Source organism: Pedobacter jeongneungensis (assembly GCF_000633455.1).
GTDB lineage: Bacteria > Bacteroidota > Bacteroidia > Sphingobacteriales > Sphingobacteriaceae > Pedobacter > Pedobacter jeongneungensis_A.
The window spans coordinates 23,898-48,737 of the sequence record NZ_AYMG01000019.1; the positions used below are offsets into that span (position 1 = coordinate 23,898).

A 24,840-nucleotide genomic window follows, 5' to 3' on the forward strand; every position below is an offset into this window, starting at 1 on the left:
AGATATGAAAAATTATAAAAAATTAGGCTTTGCACTGTTGGCTATGGCAGTGGGCTTTTCATCATGCACCAAGCAGGATGGTATTTATGCCGAAAATGGATCTAGCGGTATCGTAGAATTAGCTGATCTGCCTTCGAGAACAAGTTCTACCGCTTATGCTTCGGTAACTAAATCTTTTGATGCGGTAACAGAAGTAGATTGTCCGATTTTAATCAACTATACTGGTGTAAACGGCGCACCAGAAGATGTAACTGTTACTTTAGGACTTGATGCTACAATAGTGAGTGCAATGTCGACTTCTACTGCTGTTTTAACCAACCTGGATGCTAGTCTGTACACTGTTCCATCTTATACCGTTACCATACCAAAAGGACAGAAACAGGGCATATTTCACATCAAACTTAAAACAAGCGCATTCGATTTCAGTAAAAGTTATGCTCTGGGTGTAGTGGTTAAATCTACTTCAAGCGGAACCGTTAGCGGCAATTATGGAAGTGGTTTATTTAAAATTAATGCCAAAAACGCTTACGACGGGATATATACAGTTGGAGCAGGAAGCAGTGTAACGCGTTATACAGCCCCCGGAGTACCTGCAAACGATGCCTTGAGTGGAAGTATTGCCGGTAACCCGAATTTAACCCTGAGCACCGTAAGTGCGACAGCGGTAGAAATTACCAATTTAAAATGGGCCGGCGGAACATCAGGCGTTTCGGGTATCGATAACCTTAGGGCTACGGTAGATCCTGCCACAAACCTGGTAACCATGACTTCTTTGGGTAATACCACACTTGCTAATATAGCTGGTAAAGACAATAAATACGATCCGGCTACCAAAACGTTTACGTTAAACTTCAGGTGGAACCCAACCAGTACCACCCGGGATATGACATTGGTGATTAAGTACGCAAGTGCGAGGTAAAAGTTTTTGAAAATAAAGTAATTAAATGGAATAACTCATTTCTATTTGTCACGTTGAGCCTGTCGAAACGCCTTAAATAAGTTGATTTTATGTAAGGCCCTAAACAAGCTATCATTGACAGACTCAATAAAAACTCGTCATTGCGAGGAGGTACGACGAAGCAATCTTTCCGGCAAGTAATTCTTGCAAGAAAGATTGCTTCGTCGGCTGAAAAAGCCTTCTCGCAATGACGATTCTTCGCAGCTTATTACAACGAAATAGTAACCCGTTAATACTAAATTTTTACTTTTTGTTTATGCTTTAAAATACTGATTAACAAAAATATAACGTTAATTTTTGTTAAATAAAATGTAACAGTTAGGATGTGTTTTGTTTATCGACACAAAGCAATTATTCATCGATACCTGCTTCATTTTAATGTCTTTTTTAAGGATTTTTGATCCATCAAGAAAAACAAAAAAGTAATAAAATTGCTTATAAAATAAAAGAAAATTACTGTCGGCATTTATAAAAATGCAGACGTTTTAATAAAGGTACTTCCTAGTAAATTTAGGTTAGTTAATGATTAGTTATAATAGAGATCTTGCTGGATAGCCGATCTCTATTTATTTTTTAAAGCCATTTATGGTGCTAACCTGGTTTTGCTCCAGGCACCTTTTATCAGTTCAAAGTTTATCCTGTCGTGTAACCTGCTTCTTCTCCCTTGCCAAAATTCGATTCTGGTTGGTTTTACAATATAACCGCCCCAATGCGCTGGTTTAGCAACTCCCTTATCGGTACTTTTAGCTTTAAGTTCTTCAAATTTTTCTTCCAGAAATGATCTGTTTGGAATAACCTGGCTCTGTGGCGAAGCAACAGCTCCAATCTGGCTGGCAATTGGTCTGGTATTGAAGTAAGCTTCAGAAGTTTCTTTATCTAATTTTTCTACCGTTCCTTCAATTCTTACTTGTCTTTCCAGTTCAGGCCAGAAAAATACCAAAGCTGCATAAGGATTGCGTTTTAGTTCTTTCCCTTTGGCACTGAGATAATTGGTGAAAAATCTAAAGCCGTCTTCATCAACCCCTTTTAACAGCACAATACGGGCATCTGGACGCCCAGCTTTATCGGCTGTAGCCAAAGTCATTACATTGGGTTCATATATTTGGGCATCAACCGCGTGTTGAAACCACTTTTGAAACTGGACAATCGGATCTTCATCAACGTCAGATTCATCCAGCGAAGCGCTTTTATAATCTTGGCGCAGGTTTTGTAGAAATTCATTTGTAACTTGCATACAACAAAAATAGGCATCTTTTACGGTGTAACAAATGATTATCATCATGCTGAACAATATAAAACCAAAAACAGGCCGCTTACTCATCTCAGAACCTTTTATGGCCGATCCCAATTTTAAAAGATCTGTGGTATTGTTAACCGAACATGGCGATGATGGTACGGTGGGCTACATCCTCAATCAAGTAGGAAACCTGATCCTGAACGATGTAATCCAGGACTTATGGGATGCAAAAAACTATATTTATTTCGGCGGACCTGTTGCTGCGGATACCTTACATTTTATCCATAGGTGTTATGATAAATTGCAAAGTGGCGAACCTATTGGAAATGGTTTGTATTGGGGTGGGAATTTTGAAACACTTAAAATTCTCTTAAATACCAATGCTATAAGCCAGGATGAAGTGAAATTTTTTATGGGTTATTCAGGCTGGGGCAATGGACAACTTGATCAGGAAATAGATCAAAATGCATGGATGGTGAGTGATACTTTTAATCCGGATCTTATTTTCAGTAACGACGATGAAAAGTTATGGAGAGATGTAATTGTAAACCTGGGGCCGAAATATGCACATATCAGTAATTTCCCGGCAGATCCGAGTTTGAATTAGTTTGGAGTGTTGATTTTCTAGACAAGCATAGTTAGAGCGTCATTCCCAACTTGATTGGGAATCGTAATGCAATAAGCTTTAAGATTCCCGCCTGCGCGGGAATGACGACTCTTTTTAAGAATTTGTCTTAGTCCTTTATTACATTGTTTCAGCGCTTTCCTCAACTTTTCTTCTCAACTCATCTTTATAAGCCTGCATTTTAACCGTTAAAGATTCATCAGCTGTAGCTAAGATCTGCGTAGCCAGTAAACCTGCATTTTTAGCCGCATTTAAGGCTACTGTTGCCACAGGAATACCATTTGGCATTTGCAAGATCGATAAAATACTGTCCCAGCCATCAATAGAGTTTGATGATTTAACCGGAACACCAATTACGGGTAATGTTGTGATAGAAGCCACCATGCCAGGTAGGTGTGCAGCACCGCCGGCACCGGCAATAATTACCTTTAAACCCCTGCCTTGTGCTTCTTTAGCATAATTAAACATACGTTCTGGTGTTCTGTGCGCAGAAACCACCGTTATTTCATAATTTATTCCAAATTCTTTTAATACATCAGCCGCATCTTGCATCACTGGCAAATCCGATTTGCTTCCCATGATAATTCCTACTAATGCCCCTAAATCCCCTGAAGGGGACTTTGAATTTCCAAAGTTCATATATGTCGTTTAATCTTATATTTATTTGTCCTTTAAGCTTTTTTGTATTACCACCCTGCTATTAGTTCCCCCTCCAGGGGGCCAGGGGGCTTAAGCGATTACTTTTAATGTTTTTTGTACAAACCTTGCTTTTTCTATTGCTTTATCTCTGTCGATATCTACAATGGTTACGTGTCCCATTTTGCGGAAAGGCTTGGTATATTTTTTACCATAAAGGTGAACATAAACACCATCAATAGCCAGTATTTTTTCTAAATTTTCATATTTGGCCACACCCTCAAAACCTTTTTCTCCAAGCAGATTGATCATGATGGCATTGGTAATACTGCTGGTGTCGCCAAGTGGTAAATTATAGATGGAACGTAAATGCTGTTCAAATTGAGAAACATAGTTACCTTCGATAGTCTGGTGACCACTGTTATGCGGACGAGGGGCTACCTCATTAACCAATAACTCTCCATCTTTGCAAACAAACATCTCAACCGCTAAAATCCCGGTGATGTTCATTGCCGAAGCGATATTTTTAGCAATATTTTCTGCTTTTTGCTGCAAGCTTTCAGCAAAAGTTGATGGAGAAATCAAAAACTCTACTAAATTGGCTTCCGGATTAAATTCCATTTCTACCATTGGGAAGGTTTTCATATCGCCATTTGCGTTACGGGCCACAATTACGGCGACTTCTTTTTCAAAATCGACTAATTTTTCAATAATACAAGGAGCATCAAATGCTTTATCCAGATCAGCAGCACTATTGATTTTCATCACGCCTTTACCATCATAACCATCTTTCCTCAATTTCAAGATGTATGGGAAATGAAAAGGACTATTCTCCATATCTTCCTTGGTATTTACAATCTGGAAAGGGGAGGTAGGAATGTCATTTTCTTTAAAAAACTGTTTTTGTACACCTTTATCCTGAATTAAACGGATAACCCTCGATTGAGGAAAAACTTTTTTACCTTCTTTTTCGAGCTGCTCAAGCGCATCGATATTTACTTTTTCAATTTCGATGGTAATGATATCGGCTTTCTTTCCGAAGTTATAAACGGTGTCAAAATCGGTAATAGAGCCATTTTCGAAATAATTTGAGATATGTTTACAGGGAGCATCAGGATCAGGATCTAAAACCAATGTGCTTACATTGTAGTTAATTGCCTGTTGGATGAGCATTCTGCCCAATTGTCCGCCACCTAAAATACCTAATTTTAATTCGCTAATCTGTTTTGCCATGCGCTTGAAAATAATGCTATTTTTGCACAAAAGTAACCATAATAAATTTTATTGATGAATGCTGATGCAATAATTATTGGTGCAGGTGCTTGCGGATTGATGTGTGCGGTGCAGGCAGGCTATCTGGGTAAAAAAGTAATTGTGCTCGAAAAAAATGAAAAACCTGGCGCCAAAATTTTAATTTCTGGTGGCGGCCGTTGCAATTACACCAATCAATTCGCATCAGCTGAGCAGTTTATATCTGCCAATCCTCATTTTATTAAATCTGCCTTTACCCAGTGGACCGTTGATGATACCATCAGTTTTTTTGAAACTTATGGCATTGAGGGCAAAGAAAAAACATTGGGACAATTATTCCCTGATGATAAAAATGCCAAAGATGTGGTACAGGTTTTTACGTCTATCTGTGAAGATTTCGGACAGGAAATTAGGTGCAGTGCTGATGTAAAGGATATTGAAATATTACCTGACAGCTTTAAAGTAAGTTATGAGAAAAATGGTAAAACAGTGGTTTTAACGGCAGCTAAACTGGTAATTGCCGCTGGTGGTTTACCAATTCCGAAAATGGGTGCTACCGATTTTGCCTTGCGTTTTGCCAGAAAACACGATTTGAAAATTGTAGAAACTGCTCCGGCTTTGGTTCCCTTAACCATTACCGGCAAGGATGAGGAATGGTTTGCACAGCTTTCGGGCAATTCTGTTTTTTGTGAAGTCAGCAATGATGAAATTTCCTTTGAAGAAAATATTCTTTTTACCCATTGGGGGTTAAGCGGTCCGGCTATTTTGCAGATTTCATCTTTCTGGAGGAGGGGTGAAAGCATCAACCTGAATCTATTACCCCATCAGGATATCGCAGCATTATTGGATGAAGAAAGGAAAACAAATGGTAAAACTTTATTGTCGACGCTGCTGTGCCGGATTTATACCAGGAAATTTACCGATGCATTAGGTAAGTTTTTGCCTTTAAATAAACCTGTTGCTGCATTAACTAAAGGAGAAATCGATTTAATTGAACAAACGATCCACCACTTTAAAGTGAAGCCCGCAGGCGATAAAGGTTATGATAAGGCCGAGGTGATGCGTGGCGGAATTGATACCAACGAAATTTCTTCTAAAACGCTGGAGTGTAAAAAAATCCCGAACCTGTTTTTTGGAGGCGAATGCTTAGATGTAACCGGTTGGTTGGGTGGTTATAACTTTCAATGGGCCTGGGCCAGTGGCTTTGTAATTGCGCAGCATATTTAAGGGTTGTAAGTCGCTCTACTTAAATGTCCTCAGGAGACTAAAGTGGTCAAATATTATTTTGAAAATGAACGGCTGTAGTGCTTCGGATTTGCAGCCCTGCTATCGTTTCAAGTCCTCACTCGTTCCTCGCTCCGGGCTTTCCACTTTATCAGGTTTATTTAACCTAAAACACTGGTTATTAAGGGATAGTTAAAATAAACCTCGCAGGTTTTCAAAACCTGCGAGGTTTGAAACTTACGATTAAATTTAGTAAATTTGATATACTATGGAATCATTAAAAGATATTATTTCAACCAACGCCGATATTTTGGGAGGTTTACCTGTTTTTGCAGGTACAAGAGTTCCAGTTGAAACCTTATTTTTCCATGTCGAAAAGGGAATTACCATTGACGAATTTTTAGAAGATTTTCCAAGTGTTTCTAAGAAGCAAGTTATTAGTGTTTTAGAAGTTGCTAATAAATTGATAACATCAGATCATATAGATAAAATCTATGAAATTGCTTCTTGATGAAAACCTTCCCAAAAGATTAAAAGAACATTTCGAAGAACATGAGATTTATACTGTTCGTGACATGGGCTGGAACGGTGTTAAGAATGGAGAATTACTGAAATTAATGATTGCCGATGAATTTGATGTATTGATTACTTTTGATAAAAATCTTCAGTTTCAACAAAATTTTTCAAAATATACACTTCCAATAATCGTTTTGAATGCATTTGATAATACTTATCTGACATTAAAGGAATTTATACCTCAAATTTATTATTACTGAAATCGAATCTTAAAGTTGGCACTAACATAATCACCTACAAATAAACATTCGGCATAATTTCCCAGGCCCAGGGCTTTTTAAATGTCCTAAACGTTCTCAGTTCAGAAAAATATAATACTTCACTTGTTCTGCGGTTCGCAATATCCCTTCTGTGCAGGTTACCAACGGTGGTAAATAATTCCCGTGTTTTAAAATCGTAAACCCTCTCGGTCATATCTCCAGTATTTTGGTTAAAGTAAAGATTAATGGCACTGGTTAAAAACCAATCTTTGTTTTCAAATTTAAAGGTATAGCCCAATTCCCAGCGCCATTCTGCCCCCCCTTGAAAACGGAGATAAAGTTGTTGGTCTTTAATCGCAATTTGTTGCAGTGGGTCTCCCAGTTTACCACCTTCTTCGGAGCGTAAAATGAAATCGTTATTTTGTGTAGATAAACTTAAAGCACCTGTCGATTTATCTTTAAAAAATATGGCCAAAATCCTCGGTTTTTGTGTTTCCTTTATAATGGCGCTGCTATTGTCGCCATAAACCCTTGTTTCATCAATCGGTTTGTTGTATTCAAAAACTACCGCTAAATCTTCTGAACCATCATTATTTAAATCGCCGTGAACTTGATCTATAATCATCCAGTTTGGCGGAGTAAACTGTTCAACAGAAGATCCTTGTGCTTTGATTTTTGGAAAAATAAATGTTTTTTGCGCAAAACCGATTTGCGCACAGAGCATCAGGATGGATAAATAAAAAACTTTCATTCAGGCAGAAAAAGGTATTGATGTAAGGTTAAAACGTTTGGTTTGTGCTTTTAGTTTGCCATTCAGCTCAAAGACCAATACAGCCACGGAATCACAGAAAACATTGAAAATTAATCGCAGTTTACCTTCAGCTAGTGTAATGGTGCTAAAATTACACCGCTAAACTTCCAAAAATCCCGTACTTTTGCATAAAAAACAATTCCTTTTGAAAACCGAAATATTTGCCATTACGCCGCCGTTTACCCAACTGAATACCCCATATCCAGCAACGGCGTATATAAAAGGTTTTCTGAATACCAAAAATATCAGTGCAACCCAAGCCGATTTAGGGATCGAAGTAATTTTGAAATTGTTCTCTAAAAATGGTTTACAAGATTTATTTGGTCACACTGAGCAGGGTGAAAGTGCAATCCGAAGACCAAAAAGCGATAATTCAAAACGTATTTTCGCTTTACAGGACGAATATTTAAAAACTATTGACGCAGTAATTGCATTTCTGCAGGGAAAAAACCCAACATTAGCTTTGCAGATCTGCAGCGATGATTTTTTACCTCAGGCTTCACGTTTTTCACAGTTAGAAGAGTTAGACTGGGCTTTTGGAGCCATGGGGACCCAGGATAAAGCAAAACATCTGGCCACACTTTATCTCGAGGATATATCCGATTATATTGTAGAATGTATCGATGAAAATTTTGGTTTTAGCCGATATGCCGAACGTTTAGGCAGAAGTGCGAATTCTTTTGATGAATTATATAATGCATTATTAAAAGAACCTACTTACATCGATCACATCCTGATTTCGGTTTTAAAAGAGAAAATTGAAACGGTACAGCCTAAATTATTTCTGATTTCAGTTCCTTTTCCTGGCAATCTGTACAGTGCTTTTCGCTGTGCACAATGGATAAAGGCCAATCATCCTGAAATTAAAATTTCTATGGGTGGTGGTTTTCCGAATACCGAATTAAGATCGTTATCAGATGCAAGGGTATTTGAGTTTTTCGATTACATCACCCTGGATGACGGAGAGCTTCCGATAGAACTTTTATACCATAACATCACACATCCTATTCCTGCTGAAGCCCATTTTTACAAGAGGACTTTTTTGCTGGAAAATGACAAAGTGCTTTATCGTAACGATGCCTTCAGAAATGACTACAAACAAGCAGATGTAGGCACACCCGATTACACAGGTCTGCTTTTAGATAAATATATTTCAGTAATTGAAATTGTTAACCCGATGCACCGCATGTGGAGCGATGGGCGCTGGAACAAACTCACCATGGCGCATGGCTGTTACTGGGGTAAATGTACTTTCTGCGATATCTCTCTTGATTATATTAAAGTTTACGAACCTGTTGCTGCTAAATTAATTGTAGACCGGATTGAGGATCTATATGAGAAAACCGGACAGAATGGTTTCCATTTTGTTGATGAAGCAGCTCCACCAGCATTGATGCGTGAAGTGGCCTTAGAAATTATCAGAAGGAGATTAGCCGTTACCTGGTGGACGAATATCCGTTTTGAAAAGAGTTTTAGTCAGGATTTATGCCTGTTGCTTAAGGCTTCAGGTTGTATTGCTGTTTCGGGTGGACTGGAAGTAGCATCAGATCGTTTGCTGAAGCTGATCGATAAGGGCGTAACAGTAGAACAAGTGGCCAGGGTTACCCGCAACTTCACTGAAGCAGGGATTATGGTGCATGCTTATTTAATGTATGGCTATCCAACACAGACTATACAAGAAACTGTTGATAGTTTAGAAATGGTGCGCCAGCTGTTTGAAGTTGGGATATTGCAATCGGGTTTTTGGCATCAGTTTGCCATGACGGCACATAGTCCGGTAGGTATGTACCCCGAAAAATTTGGCGTAGTAAAAGAAACCGAAGTGATTGGAACTTTTGCCAACAATGATATTAACTATACCGATAAAACAGGTATCGATCACAATAAATTCAGCTTTGGGTTGAAGAAATCGCTTTTCAATTTTATGCATGGAATCTGTTTTGACTACGAACTGCAGGATTGGTTCGATTTTAAAATCCCAAGGACGAAAATCCCAGCTGATTTTATTGAAAAAGCCTTAAATGACGGAGATCATTTTAATACCAAACCTACCGCAAAAGTAGTATGGATAGGAGGGAAACCTTCGGCTGATTATTTCACCAAATCGAAAAAAGGCAATACCTGGGAAATGGCATCGCTTACTTTTCACGATAAAAAAGAAACCTTTACAGTACAAACGAATAAAAGCGAAGGGGAATGGTTAAGTGCTGTTTTAGATAAAATTTCGATCTCGAATGAGAAAGTATTTACTTTTCAGGAAGTCAAAGCCGATTTTGAACAGGAATTGGAAAACTTCGAATTATTCTGGTATTCGAAACCTATTAATACGTTAAGAGAATACGGTTTGCTGGTGCTTTAATGACAATTTAATCGTCTTTCTATCTCAAACATCACTAAAATCACATTTTCATTTTAAAATGCGTAAGAAAATAGATAATACAGATGAGTATAATCGAATTTAAGATGAGTAATAACCACGAAATAATGGATTTCCGGTTTTTCATCAACGCTATAAAAGATGTGATGTAAGCCATCGCAATAAGCGCAAGGAATAAGTTTACAGTCTGGATGCCCAAAATGTAATAGCCGCTATAAGAGAAAACCAGTATGCTTAATATTAAGAATATAACTGAAGCGGTTGTATAAAGTTTATTTGGTTTCATATTGATTTAATTTACCACCTAAAGAACATCAACTTAAAAAAGTTCATGTTCTTTAGGTAGCTTAAAAATGTATAACTTAATCACAATGCGGAACCGTAAATGTCCAGGTTTCTGATTCGCCATTTGGAATGATGTAACCATTTCCCCTTGCATTTTCGAACCAAAGTTTGCCTCTTAATTTTTCTCTTGTGCCCACTTCATTTAATGTTGCACTATCGTAAAGGCGGCCATTGATCATTACATATTTAATTTTTTCCGAATTTCTAATATCATCTAACGGATTGGCATCCATTATAACCAAGTCGGCCAGTTTACCAACCTCTAATGAACCAATTTCTTTATTCATACCCAAATAGCCTGCGCCATTTAATGTTGCGGCCCTAATGGCCTGCAGAGGACTAAAACCACCTTGAACCAACATCCACAGTTCCCAATGCGCACCTAAACCCTGGATTTGCCCGTGTGCACCAAGATTAACTTTTGTACCACCATCGGCAATCTGTTTGGTTGCTTTTGCAATATCGATGTGGTTATAATCGCTGTATTCAGAAGTGGTCCTGCGTCTTGCCCTCGCATCTATAATGGAGCGTGGGGTATAAGTCATCAATTTTTCGTTTTCCCAAACATTGGTTCTATCGTACCAATAATTTTCGCCCCATTGACCGCCATAAGCCACAATCAGAGTGGGAGTGTAGCCTACTTCGGTATTGTTCCAAAGCGTAGTTACATCTTTATACACCGGTAAAACCGGGATACTGTGCTCAATTCCGGTATGCCCATCGGCAACCATATTCATATTGGTGAAAAATGTTGAGCCGCCTTCAGGAACAACCTCCATTTTTAACTGTCGTGCGGCTTCTAAAATCTGTTGGCGCTGCTCTCTACGTGGCTGATTATATGATTTTACCGAAAAAGCACCAACGGCTTTTAATCTGCGTAAATTGGCTAAAGCATCGTCTAAACTGTTAATCACCACCTTAAAATCACCATCGGCACCATATAAAATTGATCCTGTAGAATAAACCCTCGGACCAACCATTCTACCTGCTTTAAGCATTTCGCTTTGGCTAAAAACCATCTCAGTATTACTCGATGGATCGTGCGAAGTGGTTACCCCAAAAGCCAGGTTGGCCATATAGCTCCAGTCGCTCTGAGGCGTAATTCCATCCGGACTGGTGCGTAAATGAGCATGAACATCAACTATGCCAGGCATAATGGTTTTGCCATTTACATCAATCACTTTGGCATTGGCCGGAATGGTTACGGCATCTGATTTTCCAATTGCGGTAATTTTGTTTCCATCGGTAAGGATAGTTCCGTTTTCAATTACTTCATCACCTTTCATCGAAATAATCCGTGCACCTTTTAAAGCCACAATTCCGGTAGGGATGTCGGATTTTAAAACCAGGTTAATATCGATTGATGATGCTTCAGTTTTTGGTGTAGTTCCATCAAAGTTGAAAGCGCTGTTTACATCAACAGTAAAATATTTTGGTCCCAATGTCCAGTGTAAATTTTTACTATCGGCACTCCATTGGATATAGGTTCCACCATCGGTAGTTACTTTGGTTACCGGAATGGCTTTATTCCCTGCTGAAGCATCCTGTGCAGTTCCAATGTTTATCATTGGGGTGATGTACACATTAAAAAGCTCGTTAAATGCTACCCATTTGTTATCGGGACTGATGACGAACTGATTGGCGTATTGAGAAGTGAAATGCGTCCTTTCATTTGCGCCATTTAAATCGATACTTTTTAATGCTTTTTTACCATCTGCATAACTCTGGAAATAAATGCGGGTATCTGTATTGTTAAACTGTGGACGGATGCCATTGTCAGAAATTAAAGTTTTTGCTCCTCCGTTGGCCGGCATCATGAAAATACCGGTTCCACGGCCATAATTGTAACCCAAAACATCATTTCCGCTTCCTTTTCTAAATACAATCCTATCGCCTTTGGTCGAATATTGCGGAGAATAATAAAAGCCTTTTTCATCGCTAAGGGTAATGGTTTTTCCTGATTTTAGATCGGTCCTTTTGATAGCTCCGCGTAATTCGTCGCTCCAGGTGGTGTAAACAACATATTTCCCATCCGGACTAAAAGCCGGTTCAAACTCGAAATCCAATCCACTAGTTAACCGCTCTGGCGTTCCTACTGATAATTCCTGTTTATATAAAAATCCTGCAGCATTAAAGACTATTGTTTTGCCGTCAGGTGAAGTTGTTAACTGTCTTAGCATTTTGGCTGAAAATTCATTGCTGAAAACCTGCTGCTCAAAATGTAAAGCCTGTTGCACGGTTTGAATGGTATTGGCCTGAAAAGGAATGATGCTATTAATCAATGTACCTATTTCGGTTTTCCTGATTTTTCCTTTGGCGTAAAAAACGATGCTTTTGCTGTCTGGTGTCCATGCGAAATTCGGGTAAACGCCAAAAATAGCCCAGGTTTCCTGCTGATCGTGTGATAAATCTTCGTTTACCGGCCATTCTTCACCTGTTTTAAGATTTTGAACATATAAAGTAGATTTTAACCTTACCCGTTTTACAAAAGCGATCAGATTTCCATCAGGCGAAACCTGCGGACGGCAGGCGCCACCTTGTTCATTAATCAAAGTCGTTAATTTTCCTGTTGTTAAATCAAGCTGACGAATGGCATAAATGGTACCGTTTGGATCTTTGCTATATTCGAAGTTTGGGCCAGGGCTAACATCTTCACTAAAATAAACATACCTTCCATCTGGCGAAACATTAGGCTCTCCAGCATCCTGCTGATCATTTTTACGTTTGGTTAACTGCACACCATCGCCGCCATTTATGCTGTACATCCACATTTCACCGGCACCTAACGATCGGCTTGCGGTAAAATGTTTTCTGGCCACGAGGTATTCACTATTAGGCATCCAGGTTGCATTATTCAGTAACCTGAAACTCTCTTTGGTAATCTGCTTTTTACCTGAGCCATCACGGTTCATGATCCAGATATTATCACCTCCGCTTTTATCACTCGTATAAGAAATGTACTTTCCATTAGGGCTAAACCTTGGCTGCACATCCCAGGCCGCGCCTCCGCTAATCAGTTTTGCACCACCACCAGTTATCGGCATCACATAAATATCGCCTAATAAGTCAAAAACAATTTCCTGTCCGTCGGCACTTACATCAAGGTTCATCCAGGTGCCTTCATCTGTGTTTAAGGTGAAGTTTTTTGTAGTGCCCTGGTATTTTTCGATATCCCATTTTTTTTCCTGAGCATAAGAACTGAAAAATAATAGCGAAAGAGCAGATAAAAAATAGAGGTGTTTCATTATGTATTGGATGGTTATTTGAATAATTCGTGTATTTTTCTTTGAAGTAGTTTTTTATCGGAATGTATTTATCTCACCACTGGTGAGAGTTTTGATGATTTAATTAATATTTCAATCTGAATAAATGGAGTTTACTAAGATCGTCATGCTGAATTTATTTCAGCATCTTTCTTGCTATTCAGACCCTGAAATGAATTCAGGGTGACGGTGCTAAGGAAAACATTTAATCAGCAAACTGCGTTTCCAACATGGAATCTGTCTTATATGGCAAAGTTAATAATCTTTTCTAAAGATGATTTTTTCAATTTCTAACAATAATAAGTGGCGATTTTGGATTAAATGTATAGTTTTGATACCGCCGATTTATGACAGCAATAGAGATTTTACAAAAATATTGGGGACACCAGGCTTTCAGACCACTGCAGCAAGACATTATTACCTCGGTTTTAGAAGGAAATGACAGTTTAGCGCTGTTGCCTACGGGTGGGGGCAAATCAATCTGCTTTCAGGTTCCTGCCTTAGTCAAAGAAGGAATTTGCATCGTAGTTTCTCCCTTAATTGCCTTAATGAAAGATCAGGTAGAAAACCTCAAATCGAAAGGAATTGAAGCTATTGCCATCTATGCAGGGATGGGGAAACGTGAAATCGATATTTTATTGGACAACTGCATTTACGGCAAAATTAAATTTCTTTACCTGTCTCCCGAGCGTTTATTGGCTGATCTGGTGCGTGTGCGCATTTCGTACATGAATGTAAACCTGATTGCGGTTGATGAAGCACATTGTATTTCGCAATGGGGGTACGATTTTAGGCCTCCCTACCAACAGATTGCAAAACTCCGCGAAATTCTTCCTAATGTTCCGGTGCTGGCACTTACCGCCACGGCAACTGATTTTGTAAGGAAGGATATTATCGAGAAACTGGAAATGAAAGACCCACAGGTTTTTGTTAAAAGTTTTGCCAGGGACAATCTGAGTTACGTGGTTTTTGGTAATGAAGATAAATACAAAAAACTGATCGATATCTGCCAGAATGTGAAAGGAACAGGCCTGGTTTACGTGCGTAACCGGAGGGAAACCGCAGAGGTAGCCAATTTTATTAACAGAAATCAGATTAAAGCCGATTTTTACCATGCCGGGTTAGAACGCGATGTTCGTTTCCTGAAACAGGAAGAGTGGAAAAACAATAAAACCCGCATCATGGTGGCTACCAATGCTTTTGGAATGGGTATCGATAAAGCCGATGTTCGTTTTGTGGTGCATTTAGACCTGCCCGAAAGTCTGGAAGCTTATTATCAGGAAGCGGGAAGGGCAGGACGCGATGAAAAAAGGAGTTATGCGGTGCTATTGGCTAATCAGTCTGATATTTTGGGATTAGAATCCCGATATTTAGATAGCTTTCCTTCACCGGATGAAATCAGAAAAACCTATCACTACCTGGGCAATTACTTTCAATTGGCATTTGGTGCTGGCGAAGGTTTAACCTTTAATTTCGATATTGCCGATTTCTGTAAAAGGTTTAATGTAAGTGTATTAAAAACAATTTCTGCACTTAAATTTTTGGAGCACGATGGTTACCTCACCTTATCAGAAAGTGTTTTTCTGCCTTCAAGAATGATGTTTATCGCTAGTCATGAAGATGTTTACCGTTTTCAGATCGAAAACAAAGCTTATGATGGCATTATCAAAACCATTTTACGCTCACATGGCGGCGCTTTTGATGGTTTTGTGAAAATCAATGAAGCCGATCTGGCCAAAAAAACCGGACTTTCTTATAAAGAGATTGTCGCGCTCCTTAATAAACTGCAGAGCATCGAATTGCTTACCTACACTCAACAAACCGATCAACCGCAATTGCAATATGTTAGGCCACGGGTAGATATGGATCATTTTGACCTGGATGTAAAATACCTCGGACTAAGAAAAGAAATTTTGCATAAACAGATTAATGCGGTGGTAGGTTATGCCTCGTCTAATTTGTGCCGGAGTGTTCAGTTACTGAATTATTTTGATGAACACCATGCTACAAAATGTGGTGTATGCGATGTTTGTCTGGCAGAAAAAAGAGCCGAGAACCAAAGTCAAATGGGCGAGGAGATCGAATTTGAGATTGTTTCTTTACTGCAACAGCAACCGCTTAGCCTTGATGATCTGGTTACCAATATTAAAAATGGTGCTGAAGCTGAAAGAATTGATGCCATTAGAGAATTATTAGATGCGGGTAAAATAAAAACAGATGGGAAGAAATATTATCTTTAGATGTGAGATGTGAGATGTGAGATGTGAGATGTGAGATGTGAGATGTGAGATGTGAGATGTGAGATGTGAGAAAAATGCCAGTTAAGTTACCAATAAAGTATTAGTTTTGTAATGAACTATTTAATCAGTGGAATCAAATTAATCAACGCAATCACCAGCGAAGCGAAAAAACTAAATGATAACAAAAAATAATAAGAAGACCATCCGCTCATGGGCATTCTTTGATTGGGCAAACTCTGCCTATAACTTAGTCATCACCTCTACCATTTTCCCGGCTTATTACACCATTATTACCACCACAAAAGAGCATGGCGATAAGGTGCAGTTTTTCGGAAGGACTTATATCAACACTTCTCTTTCTAATTACGCCTTATCATTTGCGTATTTGATTATGGCTTTTGCTCTGCCAATGCTTTCATCTATTGCAGATAGAAGGGGGAATAAAAAATCCTTTATGAAGTTTTTTACCTATATGGGTGGATTAGCCTGTATCGGTTTATATTTCTTTAAACTGGATACCCTCGAAATGAGCATTATTTTATTCGCTCTGGCAGCTATGGGCTATATAGGTGGGGTATTGTTTAGCAACTCCTACCTGCCTGAAATTGCGACAGAAGAGCATCAGGACCGTGTAAGTGCACAAGGTTTTTCTTATGGCTACATTGGTTCGGTAATATTACAATTAATCTGTTTTCTGTTTGTGTTAAAACCGGAATGGTTTGGCATTAACGATGCATCATTTCCACCCCGACTGTCCTTTTTACTGGTTGGTGTATGGTGGATTGGCTTTTCGCAGATTCCATTTAAAGTACTTCCAAATGGAACCCCGCAAAATGATAAAGTAAAAACCAATATTTTTAAAGATGGTTTTAGTGAGCTATCTAAAGTATGGGGACAGCTAAAACAGATCAACAAACTGAAGGGATTTTTATTTTCTTTCTTTTTCTATTCGATGGGTGTGCAGACCATTATGCTTGCAGCGGCAGGTTTTGCCGAAAAAACCTTAAAATTAGGAACTGCAAAACTGATTGCCGTAATATTAATTATTCAGTTAGTAGCCATTCCGGGTGCTATGCTGATGTCGTTTCTCGCTAAAAAAATAGGCAATGTTAATGTGCTTATTATGGTTGTTTTAGTATGGATCGGTTGCTGTGTTTATGGCTATTACATTACAACTGAATATCAATTTTATTCATTGGCAGCAATTGTGGGTTTAATAATGGGTGGAATTCAATCTTTATCGCGCTCTACTTATTCTAAATATTTACCTGTTGATACAAAAGATAGTACTTCATTTTTCAGTTTTTACGATGTAACCGAAAAATTAGCCATTGTAATTGGTTTATTCAGCTTTGCATACATTGAAGATTTAACCGGAAATATTCGCTTCTCAATTATCGCTTTGGCATCATTTTTTATTGTTGGATTAATCTTTTTAGTGCTTTTAAGAAAAATCGAACTTAAAGAATCGCTAAAATTGTAAGTTTGCAGTCGTTTAGAATATGATGAAAGTAGAATTATTTGTGCCTTGTTTTGTAGATCAGTTATATCCTGAAACTGCTTTTAATACCTTAAGGTTATTGGAAAAATCGGGATGTAATGTTACTTACAATTCAAAGCAAACCTGTTGTGGACAACCGGCATATAATGCGGGTTATTGGGATGAAGCTAAAGAAGTAGGCACAAAGTTTCTGAATGATTTTACCGAAAATACTTATGTGGTGGCACCATCTGCGTCATGTGTAGGCATGGTGAAAGGTGGATTTAACGATCTGTTTACCAATACTATTGTGCATAATAAATGCAGAAGTCTGCAATCAAACATCTGGGAGCTTTCTGACTTTTTGGTTAACGTAGCCAAAAAGGATTATTTCGGTGCTGAACTGGAAGGTAAAGCGGTTTACCACGATTCGTGCAGTGCTCTACGCGAATGCAAAATCAAAGATGAACCCCGTCAACTGCTTTCGAAAGTACATGGTTTGGAGATGATCGAAATGGAAGATACCGATATGTGCTGTGGTTTTGGTGGTACTTTTGCCGTAAAGTTCGATGCCATTTCATCTGCCATGGCCGAGCAGAAAGTTAATCATGCTTTAGCTCAACAGGCAGATTACATTATTTCTACCGATCTATCTTGTCTTTTGCACCTTCAGGGCTATATTGATAAAAATAACTTGCCTATAAAAACCATGCACATTGCCGATGTGCTTTGTAATGGGTGGTTGGAAAGTACAGAATATTAACCCCCAACTCCTAAAGGGGAGCCACCAATCCCAGGCTGGTGGCTCATCAGTCAATTTATAAACTGGATTTTATTATTATCCATGGTCTGTGTCCTCACAGATCATCATGGTTATAATCAAAGATTTCGGTCTGTGAGGACACAGACCGGGGGAAATATCGGCCTTTAACTAAATTCAAGGTAAAGCACAACTAAACCTGCGAGGTTTTTCGGTAAAAAAGAACCACTGCTTTTTCTAAAATAAACCTGACCGTCAGCGTTATCCCGATTTAAAGACCAATTTTAAATTAAACGGCATATTCTATCGGGATTAAGCAGAGGGCAGGACTACCGCCACCGAAGAACCACTGCAATTGCTTTTCAAAAAAACTTCCTCCATGGTCTGTGTCCTCACAGATCATCATGGCTATAATCAAAGATTTCGGTCTGTGAGGACACAGACCGGGGGAAATATCGGCCTTTAACTAAATTCAAGGTAAAGCACAACTAAACCTGCGAGGTTTTTCGGTAAAAAAGAACCACTGCTTTTTCTAAAATAAACCTGGCCGTCAGCGTTATCCCGATTTAAGATCAATTTTAAATTAAACGGTATGTTCTATCGGGATTAAGCAGAGGGCAGGACTACCGCCACCGAAGAACCACTGCAATTGCTTTTCAAAAAAACTTAATTGTAAAAAATAAATTACAACTGCCTTTAAACAGTTCGATCTGCTAATCTTGCTATTGATTTTAACACAATTTAACATGCTTTACGTTATAATCTACAATACCTTTGTTAAACCTTTTAAGGGCTTTCGTATCTAACAGACAAAACAAAATCATAATGAAAAAAATATTCATCGCTTTATTAGGAGTAATGTCGATTGCAAGCGTTGCAAGTGCACAAAAAAAGACTTCCGGAGCAATACAGTTCGAAAATACCATCGATCCGGCCGCTATGGCATCAGCCAGCGGTATACAGTTAACCGACCAAATGAAAGCCAGAATGCCCTCATCAAGCAAAACCAATTTTGAGTTATTATTTACCGCTACAAACGCCAGTTATATGCCTGTTGAAGAAACGGAAGATAGCAATGGTGCAGGTGGCGGTGGCGGCGGAATGGGCCGAATGATGATGCGTTTTGGTGGTGGTGGAGGCAACCGCGAATACTATTATACTTTCGCAGATAAAGGCCTTACCGAGGTTTTCGACCTGAACAATACCACGTATTACATGCCAAGTAAGTTAACTTTATCTACTTCCGGTCCGATTGGCTCTATGAGGATGGGCGGTGGAAATCCAAACGATACTGCAAAGGCAAAACCAGCTCCGGCACCAACTGTTGAAGTGGTTAAAACTGATTCTACCAAACAGATTTTAGGCTTTACATGTCACCAGGCAATTGTAAGATCTACCCGGGCAATTAAAATCCTGGATATGGATAAAAATGTAGTGGAAGAAACTAAAATCTGGTATACGAAAGATTTAGGCTTCGACTTTTCTCCAAATCCAAATATGTGGACAGAAGGCGCTGTTTTGGCCATTGAAGGTAGGGGAAACAGCTCGATTGCCAAAAGCATTGAATATAGAAATGTAAGCTCGAAAGATGTAACCGCGCCTAAAAAAGCGAAGTTGATCACTCCTGAAGAATATAAAACTAAAATGGAGAACATGATGAAACGTTTTAGACAGAACAGGCCAGGTGGTGGCGGTCAGGGAAGAGCATTTGGAATGAATTAATTAAAGACCACCATAATTTTCTATCAGGCCCTGAAGCTTTTAAGCTTCAGGGCTTTTTTTGTATCATTTTTGAATATTATGCTTCATCTGCCTTCGTAATTTGCCATATAAAATGAGAATGGTTATTATTGAAACAAAATTAAATAACCTAACCAAGTGATTACAGTAGAAAAGACTAACCTATTAGCAACCAAACAGCATTTTGAGATTTTAGATGGATTAAGAGGCGTAGCAGCCATAATTGTGGTGATTTATCATTTTATGGAAATCGCCATTACCGATTATAACAAGAATTTTCTGTCGCATGGTTTCCTCGCCGTCGATTTCTTTTTCTGCTTGTCGGGTTTTGTAATCGCTTATGCATACGATAACCGTGCGCCACATATCGGGTTATTCCAGTTTTTTAAGTTGAGGTTAATCCGTTTGCATCCGCTGGTTGTTATTGGCTCCGTTTTAGGACTGCTCACCTTTTTGTTCGATCCATTTAGCGATTTTTACAGCATTTATGGTTTTGGAAAAACGGCTTTGTTATTTTTAGCTTCAGCCTTTTTAATTCCTTATCCGGTAATGCCTGAACGATATACTAATCTGTTCTGCTTGAATGCACCGGCCTGGTCACTGTTTTGGGAGTATATCGCTAATATTTTTTACATCATCATCCTTTACAAACTGAATAAAAAAGTATTGGTGGCTTTGGCATTAGTCGGGGCGGCATGGCTTGTTTATATCGGTGTAAAGGTTCCCAATGGAAATTTAGGCGGCGGCTGGGGCGGACAAAATTTTTGGGATGGAGGAGCGCGGGTACTTTATTCTTTCTCTGCTGGCATGCTGGTTTACCGTTTCAACTGGATTATTAAAAATAAATTAGGCTTTTTGGGCGTGAGTGTGCTTTTGCTTGCTGCATTTCTATTCCCTTATGCCGATCGTTACAACTGGATTACCGAACCGATAATTGTATTGTTTTATTTCCCGTTTTTGGTTGCCTTAGGTGCTGGTGCAGCATTAAATCCATCTTCAAAAAATATTTGTAAACTTTCTGGTGAAATATCATATCCCTTGTATATGACACATTATCCATTTGTTTGGGTGTTTTTAACTTATGTGGCCGTGGTTAAACCTGCAATGTCAACCTTATGGGTGGTTATTCCTGTTTCGGTATTGATTTTAATTGTTTTATCTTACCTCATCATGAGGTTTATAGATATTCCGTTGCGTAAATATTTGAAAACCAAATTTTTGATTTAATGTTATGATTGTTTCATGGAGAAACGAACCATGGCGATAGTAATAATTAAACAAAGAGTTAAGCGACAATAAAATATGAAATCATTAAAACTTACTTTGCTATCCCTTTCCTTAATGCTGTTGTTTAGTTGTACATCATCAACCAACGATTATGCCTATAACGAAAAAGTAACGTCCATATTTTTGCGCCAGATGAGGCAGATCGACGAAACAGACAGTGTTTTTAAGGATACTTCGAAAGTTTATATGAAAGGATTTCCGGATTCTATTTCCTTATCGCACAAAGCAGATAACCTGGTCAACAATTCAAAAATGGAACTTGCCGATATTGCTGATTTAAAACCAGGTAAAGCAGCCGAAAAATTTAATGATGGGGTGGTAGCTTACCTTAAAGCAATAAACGATTATGGAAAAACCGCACAAGAAATGTTGCGGGTAAAAACCATAAACGAAAAGAAAAAATTACATGATCAGCTGATGTTGAAGTACGAAAAATTGAATACATACCCTGACCATGTACTGGCAATACAAAAAACATACCTCAACGAAGTTGGCCTGCAAGCCAGGTAGATTTTTAAGTTATTCTATCAATAACAGTATAAATTTCGTACCTTTGCACAAAATAAAATCACATTGTAAGTGATCTTTAAAACTTTTTTATTTAAAAATTAAATCATAGTTGTAGATGATTAACATTACTTTACCTGACGGTTCTGTCCGCCAGTATGAAAAGGGCACTTCTGCCCATCAAATTGCATTGTCAATTTCTGAGGGCTTAGCCCGTAACGTATTAGCCGCTGAGGTTAATGGCGAGGTTTGGGATTCAACAAGACCAATCGAATCTGATTCATCAGTAAAATTGTTAACCTGGAATGATACTGCCGGAAAATCAACTTTTTGGCATTCATCGGCCCACTTAATGGCTGAGGCTTTAGAGGCGCTTTATCCAGGTACTAAATTTGGTATCGGTCCGGCAATCGAAACTGGTTTTTATTATGATGTAGATTTTGGTGACCGCGAATTTTCTTCGGATGATTTCAAAACCATTGAAACCAAAATGATCGAACTGGCCAAACAAAAGGAAACTTTTGTGCGCGAAAGTGTAAGCAAAGCTGATGCGGTAAAATATTTTACTGAAAAAGGCGATGAGTACAAATTGGATTTGATTGATGGCCTGGAAGATGGTAAAATTACCTTCTATACCCAAGGTTCGTTTACTGATTTGTGTCGTGGTCCGCACATTCCGAATACAGGTTTTGTAAAAGCTGTAAAACTGATGAATGTGGCCGGTGCTTACTGGCGTGGTGATGAAACCAAAAAACAGTTAACCCGTATTTATGGGGTAACTTTCCCTAAGGCGAGCGAGCTTACCGAATATCTTTTGATGATCGAAGAAGCTAAAAAACGCGATCACCGTAAATTGGGAAAAGAACTGGAGTTATTTGCTTTCTCTGAAAAAGTAGGAATGGGTTTACCATTATGGTTACCTAAAGGGACTGCTTTGCGCGAACGTTTGGTTAACTTTTTAACTAAAGCACAGGCTAAAGCAGGTTATGAGCAGGTAGTAACACCACATATTGGTCATAAAAATTTATACGTAACTTCTGGTCACTGGGAGAAATACGGTAAGGATTCGTTCCAGCCGATTAAAACCCCGCAGGAAGGGGAGGAGTTCTTCTTAAAACCGATGAACTGTCCGCACCACTGCGAGATTTACAAAACAAAACCGCGTTCTTACAAAGATCTTCCGGTTCGTTTTGCAGAGTTTGGTACGGTTTACCGTTACGAACAAAGTGGCGAATTACATGGTTTAACCCGTGTACGTGGCTTTACTCAGGATGATGCACACTTGTTCTGTATGCCAGAGCAGGTTAAAGAAGAGTTTAAAAAAGTAATCGATTTAGTACTTTATGTATTTAAATCATTAGGTTTTGATAACTATACTGCCCAGGTTTCGTTGAGAGATCCGGAAAACAAGGCGAAATACATCGGTTCTGATGAGAACTGGAGGCTGTCTGAAAATGCAATTATCGAAGCAGCTGCAGAAAAAGGCTTAAATACCGTTGTAGAATATGGCGAAGCCGCTTTCTATGGTCCTAAGCTAGATTTCATGGTGAAAGATGCTTTGGGTAGAAAATGGCAGTTAGGCACCATTCAGGTTGATTATAACCTGCCTGAGCGTTTCGAACTGGAATATACTGGTAGCGATAACCAGAAACACAGACCGGTAATGATCCATCGTGCGCCATTTGGTTCGTTGGAAAGATTTATCGCCGTGCTGATCGAACATTGTGCCGGAAACTTCCCATTATGGTTAAGCCCGGAGCAGTTTATTGTTCTTCCTATTTCAGAAAAATATGAAGAATATGCAAAAAAAGTTTTGGATGAGCTAAATAATTCCGATATTCGCGGGCTGATTGACTTCCGGGATGAAAAAATCGGTCGTAAAATACGCGATTCGGAAGTTAAAAAGATCCCATACATGCTCATTATCGGTGATAAGGAAATGGCAGAAGGAAAAGTTTCTGTACGTAAACATGGTGAGGGAGATTTAGGCGAAATGACGTTGGAAGAATTCAACAATTTATTAAGAAAAGAAATAACAGTTTAAATTAAAACAGTACAAATTTGGCATTAGGAAGACCAGGATTTAACAGGGGACCACGTCCACCTTTTAAGAAAAAAGAAGCAGAGCATAACATTAATCAGTATATAAAATCGCCCGAAGTGCGTTTAGCTGGCGATAATGTTGAGCCGGGGATTTATCCTTTGGCGAAAGCTTTGGCGCTTGCTGATGAACTGGAATTAGATTTGGTAGAAATTTCTCCAAATGCAGTACCACCAGTTTGTAGGATTATAGATTACAGTAAATTTGTTTACGAACAAAAGAAAAAGCAGAAAGAGATTAAATCTAATGCTAAACAAACTGTAATTAAGGAGATCCGTTTTGGTCCTAATACCAACGATCATGATTTCCAGTTTAAACTAAAGCACGCAATAAGCTTTTTAGAGAGCGGTGAGAAAGTTAGGGCTTATGTGCATTTTAAAGGAAGGGCAATTGTGTACAAAGAACAGGGAGAAATTTTATTGTTAAAATTCGCCCAGGCTTTGGAAGATGTAGGGAAAGTAGAGTTGTTACCTAAGTTAGAAGGTAAACGTATGTTCCTGACAGTTGCGCCTAAAGTAGCAAAAAAATAAAAATAGGTTTATAAATTAAAAAACAGGTTATGCCAAAAATGAAAACCAATTCCAGTGCTAAAAAGCGTTTTTCGCTTACTGGAACAGGTAAAATCAAAAGAAACAAAGCATACAAAAGTCACATCTTAACAAAGATGAGTACTAAACGTAAACGTGCTCTTGGAAATGCAGGAATTGTAACAGATGCAGATTCAGGTAACGTTAAACGTATGCTTTGCATCGGAAAGTAATTTATTAATTTCACCAGGTATCAGGCATTAAAGTTCCTTAAATTGGACGCCGCTTACCAAAAAACAACAACAACATGCCACGTTCGGTAAACGCAGTAGCTTCGAGAAGAAGAAGAAAAAAAATCCTTAACCTAGCCAAAGGCTATTGGGGAGCAAGAAGTAAGGTTTATACTGTTGCTAAAAACACAGTAGAAAAAGGTTTGCAATATGCATACCGTGACCGTAAAGTTAAGAAAAGAGAATTCCGCGGATTGTGGATCCAACGTATCAACGCTGGTGCACGTCAACACGGTATTTCTTACTCTCAGTTAATCGGTAAACTAGCTTCAAAAGAAATCGGTTTAAACCGTAAAGTATTGGCTGATTTAGCAATGAATCACCCAGAAGCTTTCAAAGCTGTAATTGATGCAGTAAAATAGAAATTTTCGCTTAGGCGATAATCATATTTAGAAAAGGTTCCGA

The 24,840-nt window shown here is 38.6% G+C and carries 22 protein-coding genes; 16 read left to right on the plus strand and 6 right to left on the minus strand.

Going from position 1 to position 24,840, the window contains the following annotated elements; genetic code table 11:
* The first annotated feature begins 4 nt into the window (after positions 1-4).
* Positions 5-919 (plus strand): DUF1735 domain-containing protein, encoded by a 915-nt coding sequence (locus U859_RS0117855; protein WP_162799983.1) that lies wholly within the window; start codon positions 5-7, stop codon positions 917-919.
* Positions 920-1,541: 622 nt separating this feature from the next.
* On the opposite strand, the gene pdxH is transcribed toward U859_RS0117855, so the two are convergent.
* Entirely contained in the window at positions 1,542-2,192 is a 651-nt protein-coding gene (gene pdxH / locus U859_RS0117860; protein WP_025144695.1) for a pyridoxamine 5'-phosphate oxidase, read from the minus strand.
* A 46-nt stretch (positions 2,193-2,238) separates the two neighbouring features.
* On the opposite strand from pdxH, the gene U859_RS0117865 reads away from it, so the two are divergent.
* Entirely contained in the window at positions 2,239-2,802 is a 564-nt protein-coding gene (locus tag U859_RS0117865; RefSeq protein ID WP_025144696.1) for a YqgE/AlgH family protein, read from the plus strand.
* A gap of 138 nt (positions 2,803-2,940) precedes the next feature.
* On the opposite strand, the gene purE is transcribed toward U859_RS0117865, so the two are convergent.
* Complete coding sequence (gene purE / locus U859_RS0117870) at positions 2,941-3,459, minus strand: 5-(carboxyamino)imidazole ribonucleotide mutase (RefSeq protein WP_025144697.1); 519 nt, start codon at positions 3,457-3,459, stop codon at positions 2,941-2,943.
* Positions 3,460-3,549: 90 nt separating this feature from the next.
* Entirely contained in the window at positions 3,550-4,689 is a 1,140-nt protein-coding gene (locus U859_RS0117875) for a 5-(carboxyamino)imidazole ribonucleotide synthase (RefSeq protein ID WP_025144698.1), read from the minus strand.
* A gap of 54 nt (positions 4,690-4,743) precedes the next feature.
* Between U859_RS0117875 and U859_RS0117880 the strand changes: the two genes are divergently transcribed.
* From U859_RS0117880 to U859_RS0117890, 3 genes are all read left to right on the plus strand, one after another.
* Positions 4,744-5,934, plus strand: a complete 1,191-nt coding sequence (locus U859_RS0117880) for an NAD(P)/FAD-dependent oxidoreductase (protein WP_025144699.1) — start codon at positions 4,744-4,746, stop codon at positions 5,932-5,934.
* A 265-nt stretch (positions 5,935-6,199) separates the two neighbouring features.
* Positions 6,200-6,442: a DUF433 domain-containing protein gene (locus tag U859_RS0117885; protein WP_025144700.1), complete on the plus strand. Its 243-nt coding sequence runs from the start codon at positions 6,200-6,202 to the stop codon at positions 6,440-6,442.
* Entirely contained in the window at positions 6,426-6,707 is a 282-nt protein-coding gene (locus U859_RS0117890) for a DUF5615 family PIN-like protein (RefSeq protein WP_025144701.1), read from the plus strand. Before U859_RS0117885 ends, U859_RS0117890 begins: the two co-directional genes overlap by 17 nt.
* 34 nt (positions 6,708-6,741) lie before the next feature.
* Here the strand turns inward: U859_RS0117890 and U859_RS0117895 are convergent, their stop codons facing one another.
* Entirely contained in the window at positions 6,742-7,458 is a 717-nt protein-coding gene (locus U859_RS0117895) for a hypothetical protein (protein ID WP_025144702.1), read from the minus strand.
* A gap of 205 nt (positions 7,459-7,663) precedes the next feature.
* Here U859_RS0117895 and U859_RS0117900 point away from each other — a divergent pair, with 205 nt between their 5' ends.
* A complete protein-coding gene (locus tag U859_RS0117900) occupies positions 7,664-9,877 on the plus strand; it encodes a B12-binding domain-containing radical SAM protein (protein ID WP_025144703.1) in 2,214 nt (737 codons plus the stop codon).
* Between the two features lie 40 nt (positions 9,878-9,917).
* Here U859_RS0117900 and U859_RS0117905 read toward each other — a convergent pair whose 3' ends face one another.
* Complete coding sequence (locus tag U859_RS0117905) at positions 9,918-10,181, minus strand: hypothetical protein (RefSeq protein WP_025144704.1); 264 nt, start codon at positions 10,179-10,181, stop codon at positions 9,918-9,920.
* Between the two features lie 76 nt (positions 10,182-10,257).
* Positions 10,258-13,485, minus strand: a complete 3,228-nt coding sequence (locus U859_RS0117910) for an amidohydrolase family protein (RefSeq protein ID WP_025144705.1) — start codon at positions 13,483-13,485, stop codon at positions 10,258-10,260.
* Positions 13,486-13,850: 365 nt separating this feature from the next.
* Here U859_RS0117910 and U859_RS0117915 point away from each other — a divergent pair, with 365 nt between their 5' ends.
* The 10 genes from U859_RS0117915 to rplT all read left to right on the plus strand — a co-directional run bounded on the left by U859_RS0117915 (position 13,851) and on the right by rplT (position 24,797).
* Positions 13,851-15,743: an ATP-dependent DNA helicase RecQ gene (locus U859_RS0117915; protein ID WP_025144706.1), complete on the plus strand. Its 1,893-nt coding sequence runs from the start codon at positions 13,851-13,853 to the stop codon at positions 15,741-15,743.
* Between the two features lie 175 nt (positions 15,744-15,918).
* Entirely contained in the window at positions 15,919-17,226 is a 1,308-nt protein-coding gene (locus U859_RS0117925; RefSeq protein WP_025144707.1) for an MFS transporter, read from the plus strand.
* Between the two features lie 22 nt (positions 17,227-17,248).
* Positions 17,249-17,986 carry a (Fe-S)-binding protein gene (locus U859_RS0117930; RefSeq protein ID WP_025144708.1) on the plus strand — a complete coding sequence of 246 codons (738 nt, stop codon included), beginning with the start codon at positions 17,249-17,251 and terminating at the stop codon, positions 17,984-17,986.
* A gap of 822 nt (positions 17,987-18,808) precedes the next feature.
* The gene (locus U859_RS0117935; protein WP_025144709.1) at positions 18,809-19,705 is read left to right on the plus strand and encodes a hypothetical protein; all 897 of its coding nucleotides are present in this window, start codon (positions 18,809-18,811) and stop codon (positions 19,703-19,705) included.
* Between the two features lie 156 nt (positions 19,706-19,861).
* Entirely contained in the window at positions 19,862-20,950 is a 1,089-nt protein-coding gene (locus tag U859_RS0117940; RefSeq protein WP_029985919.1) for an acyltransferase family protein, read from the plus strand.
* A gap of 75 nt (positions 20,951-21,025) precedes the next feature.
* Complete coding sequence (locus U859_RS0117945) at positions 21,026-21,520, plus strand: hypothetical protein (RefSeq protein WP_162799984.1); 495 nt, start codon at positions 21,026-21,028, stop codon at positions 21,518-21,520.
* A 115-nt stretch (positions 21,521-21,635) separates the two neighbouring features.
* Positions 21,636-23,561: a threonine--tRNA ligase gene (gene thrS, locus U859_RS0117950; RefSeq protein WP_025144712.1), complete on the plus strand. Its 1,926-nt coding sequence runs from the start codon at positions 21,636-21,638 to the stop codon at positions 23,559-23,561.
* Positions 23,562-23,578: 17 nt separating this feature from the next.
* The gene (infC, locus tag U859_RS0117955; RefSeq protein WP_025144713.1) at positions 23,579-24,148 is read left to right on the plus strand and encodes a translation initiation factor IF-3; all 570 of its coding nucleotides are present in this window, start codon (positions 23,579-23,581) and stop codon (positions 24,146-24,148) included.
* A gap of 29 nt (positions 24,149-24,177) precedes the next feature.
* Positions 24,178-24,378, plus strand: a complete 201-nt coding sequence (gene rpmI / locus U859_RS0117960) for a 50S ribosomal protein L35 (RefSeq protein WP_010600880.1) — start codon at positions 24,178-24,180, stop codon at positions 24,376-24,378.
* Between the two features lie 74 nt (positions 24,379-24,452).
* Positions 24,453-24,797, plus strand: a complete 345-nt coding sequence (gene rplT, locus U859_RS0117965) for a 50S ribosomal protein L20 (RefSeq protein WP_025144714.1) — start codon at positions 24,453-24,455, stop codon at positions 24,795-24,797.
* Positions 24,798-24,840 lie beyond the last annotated feature (43 nt).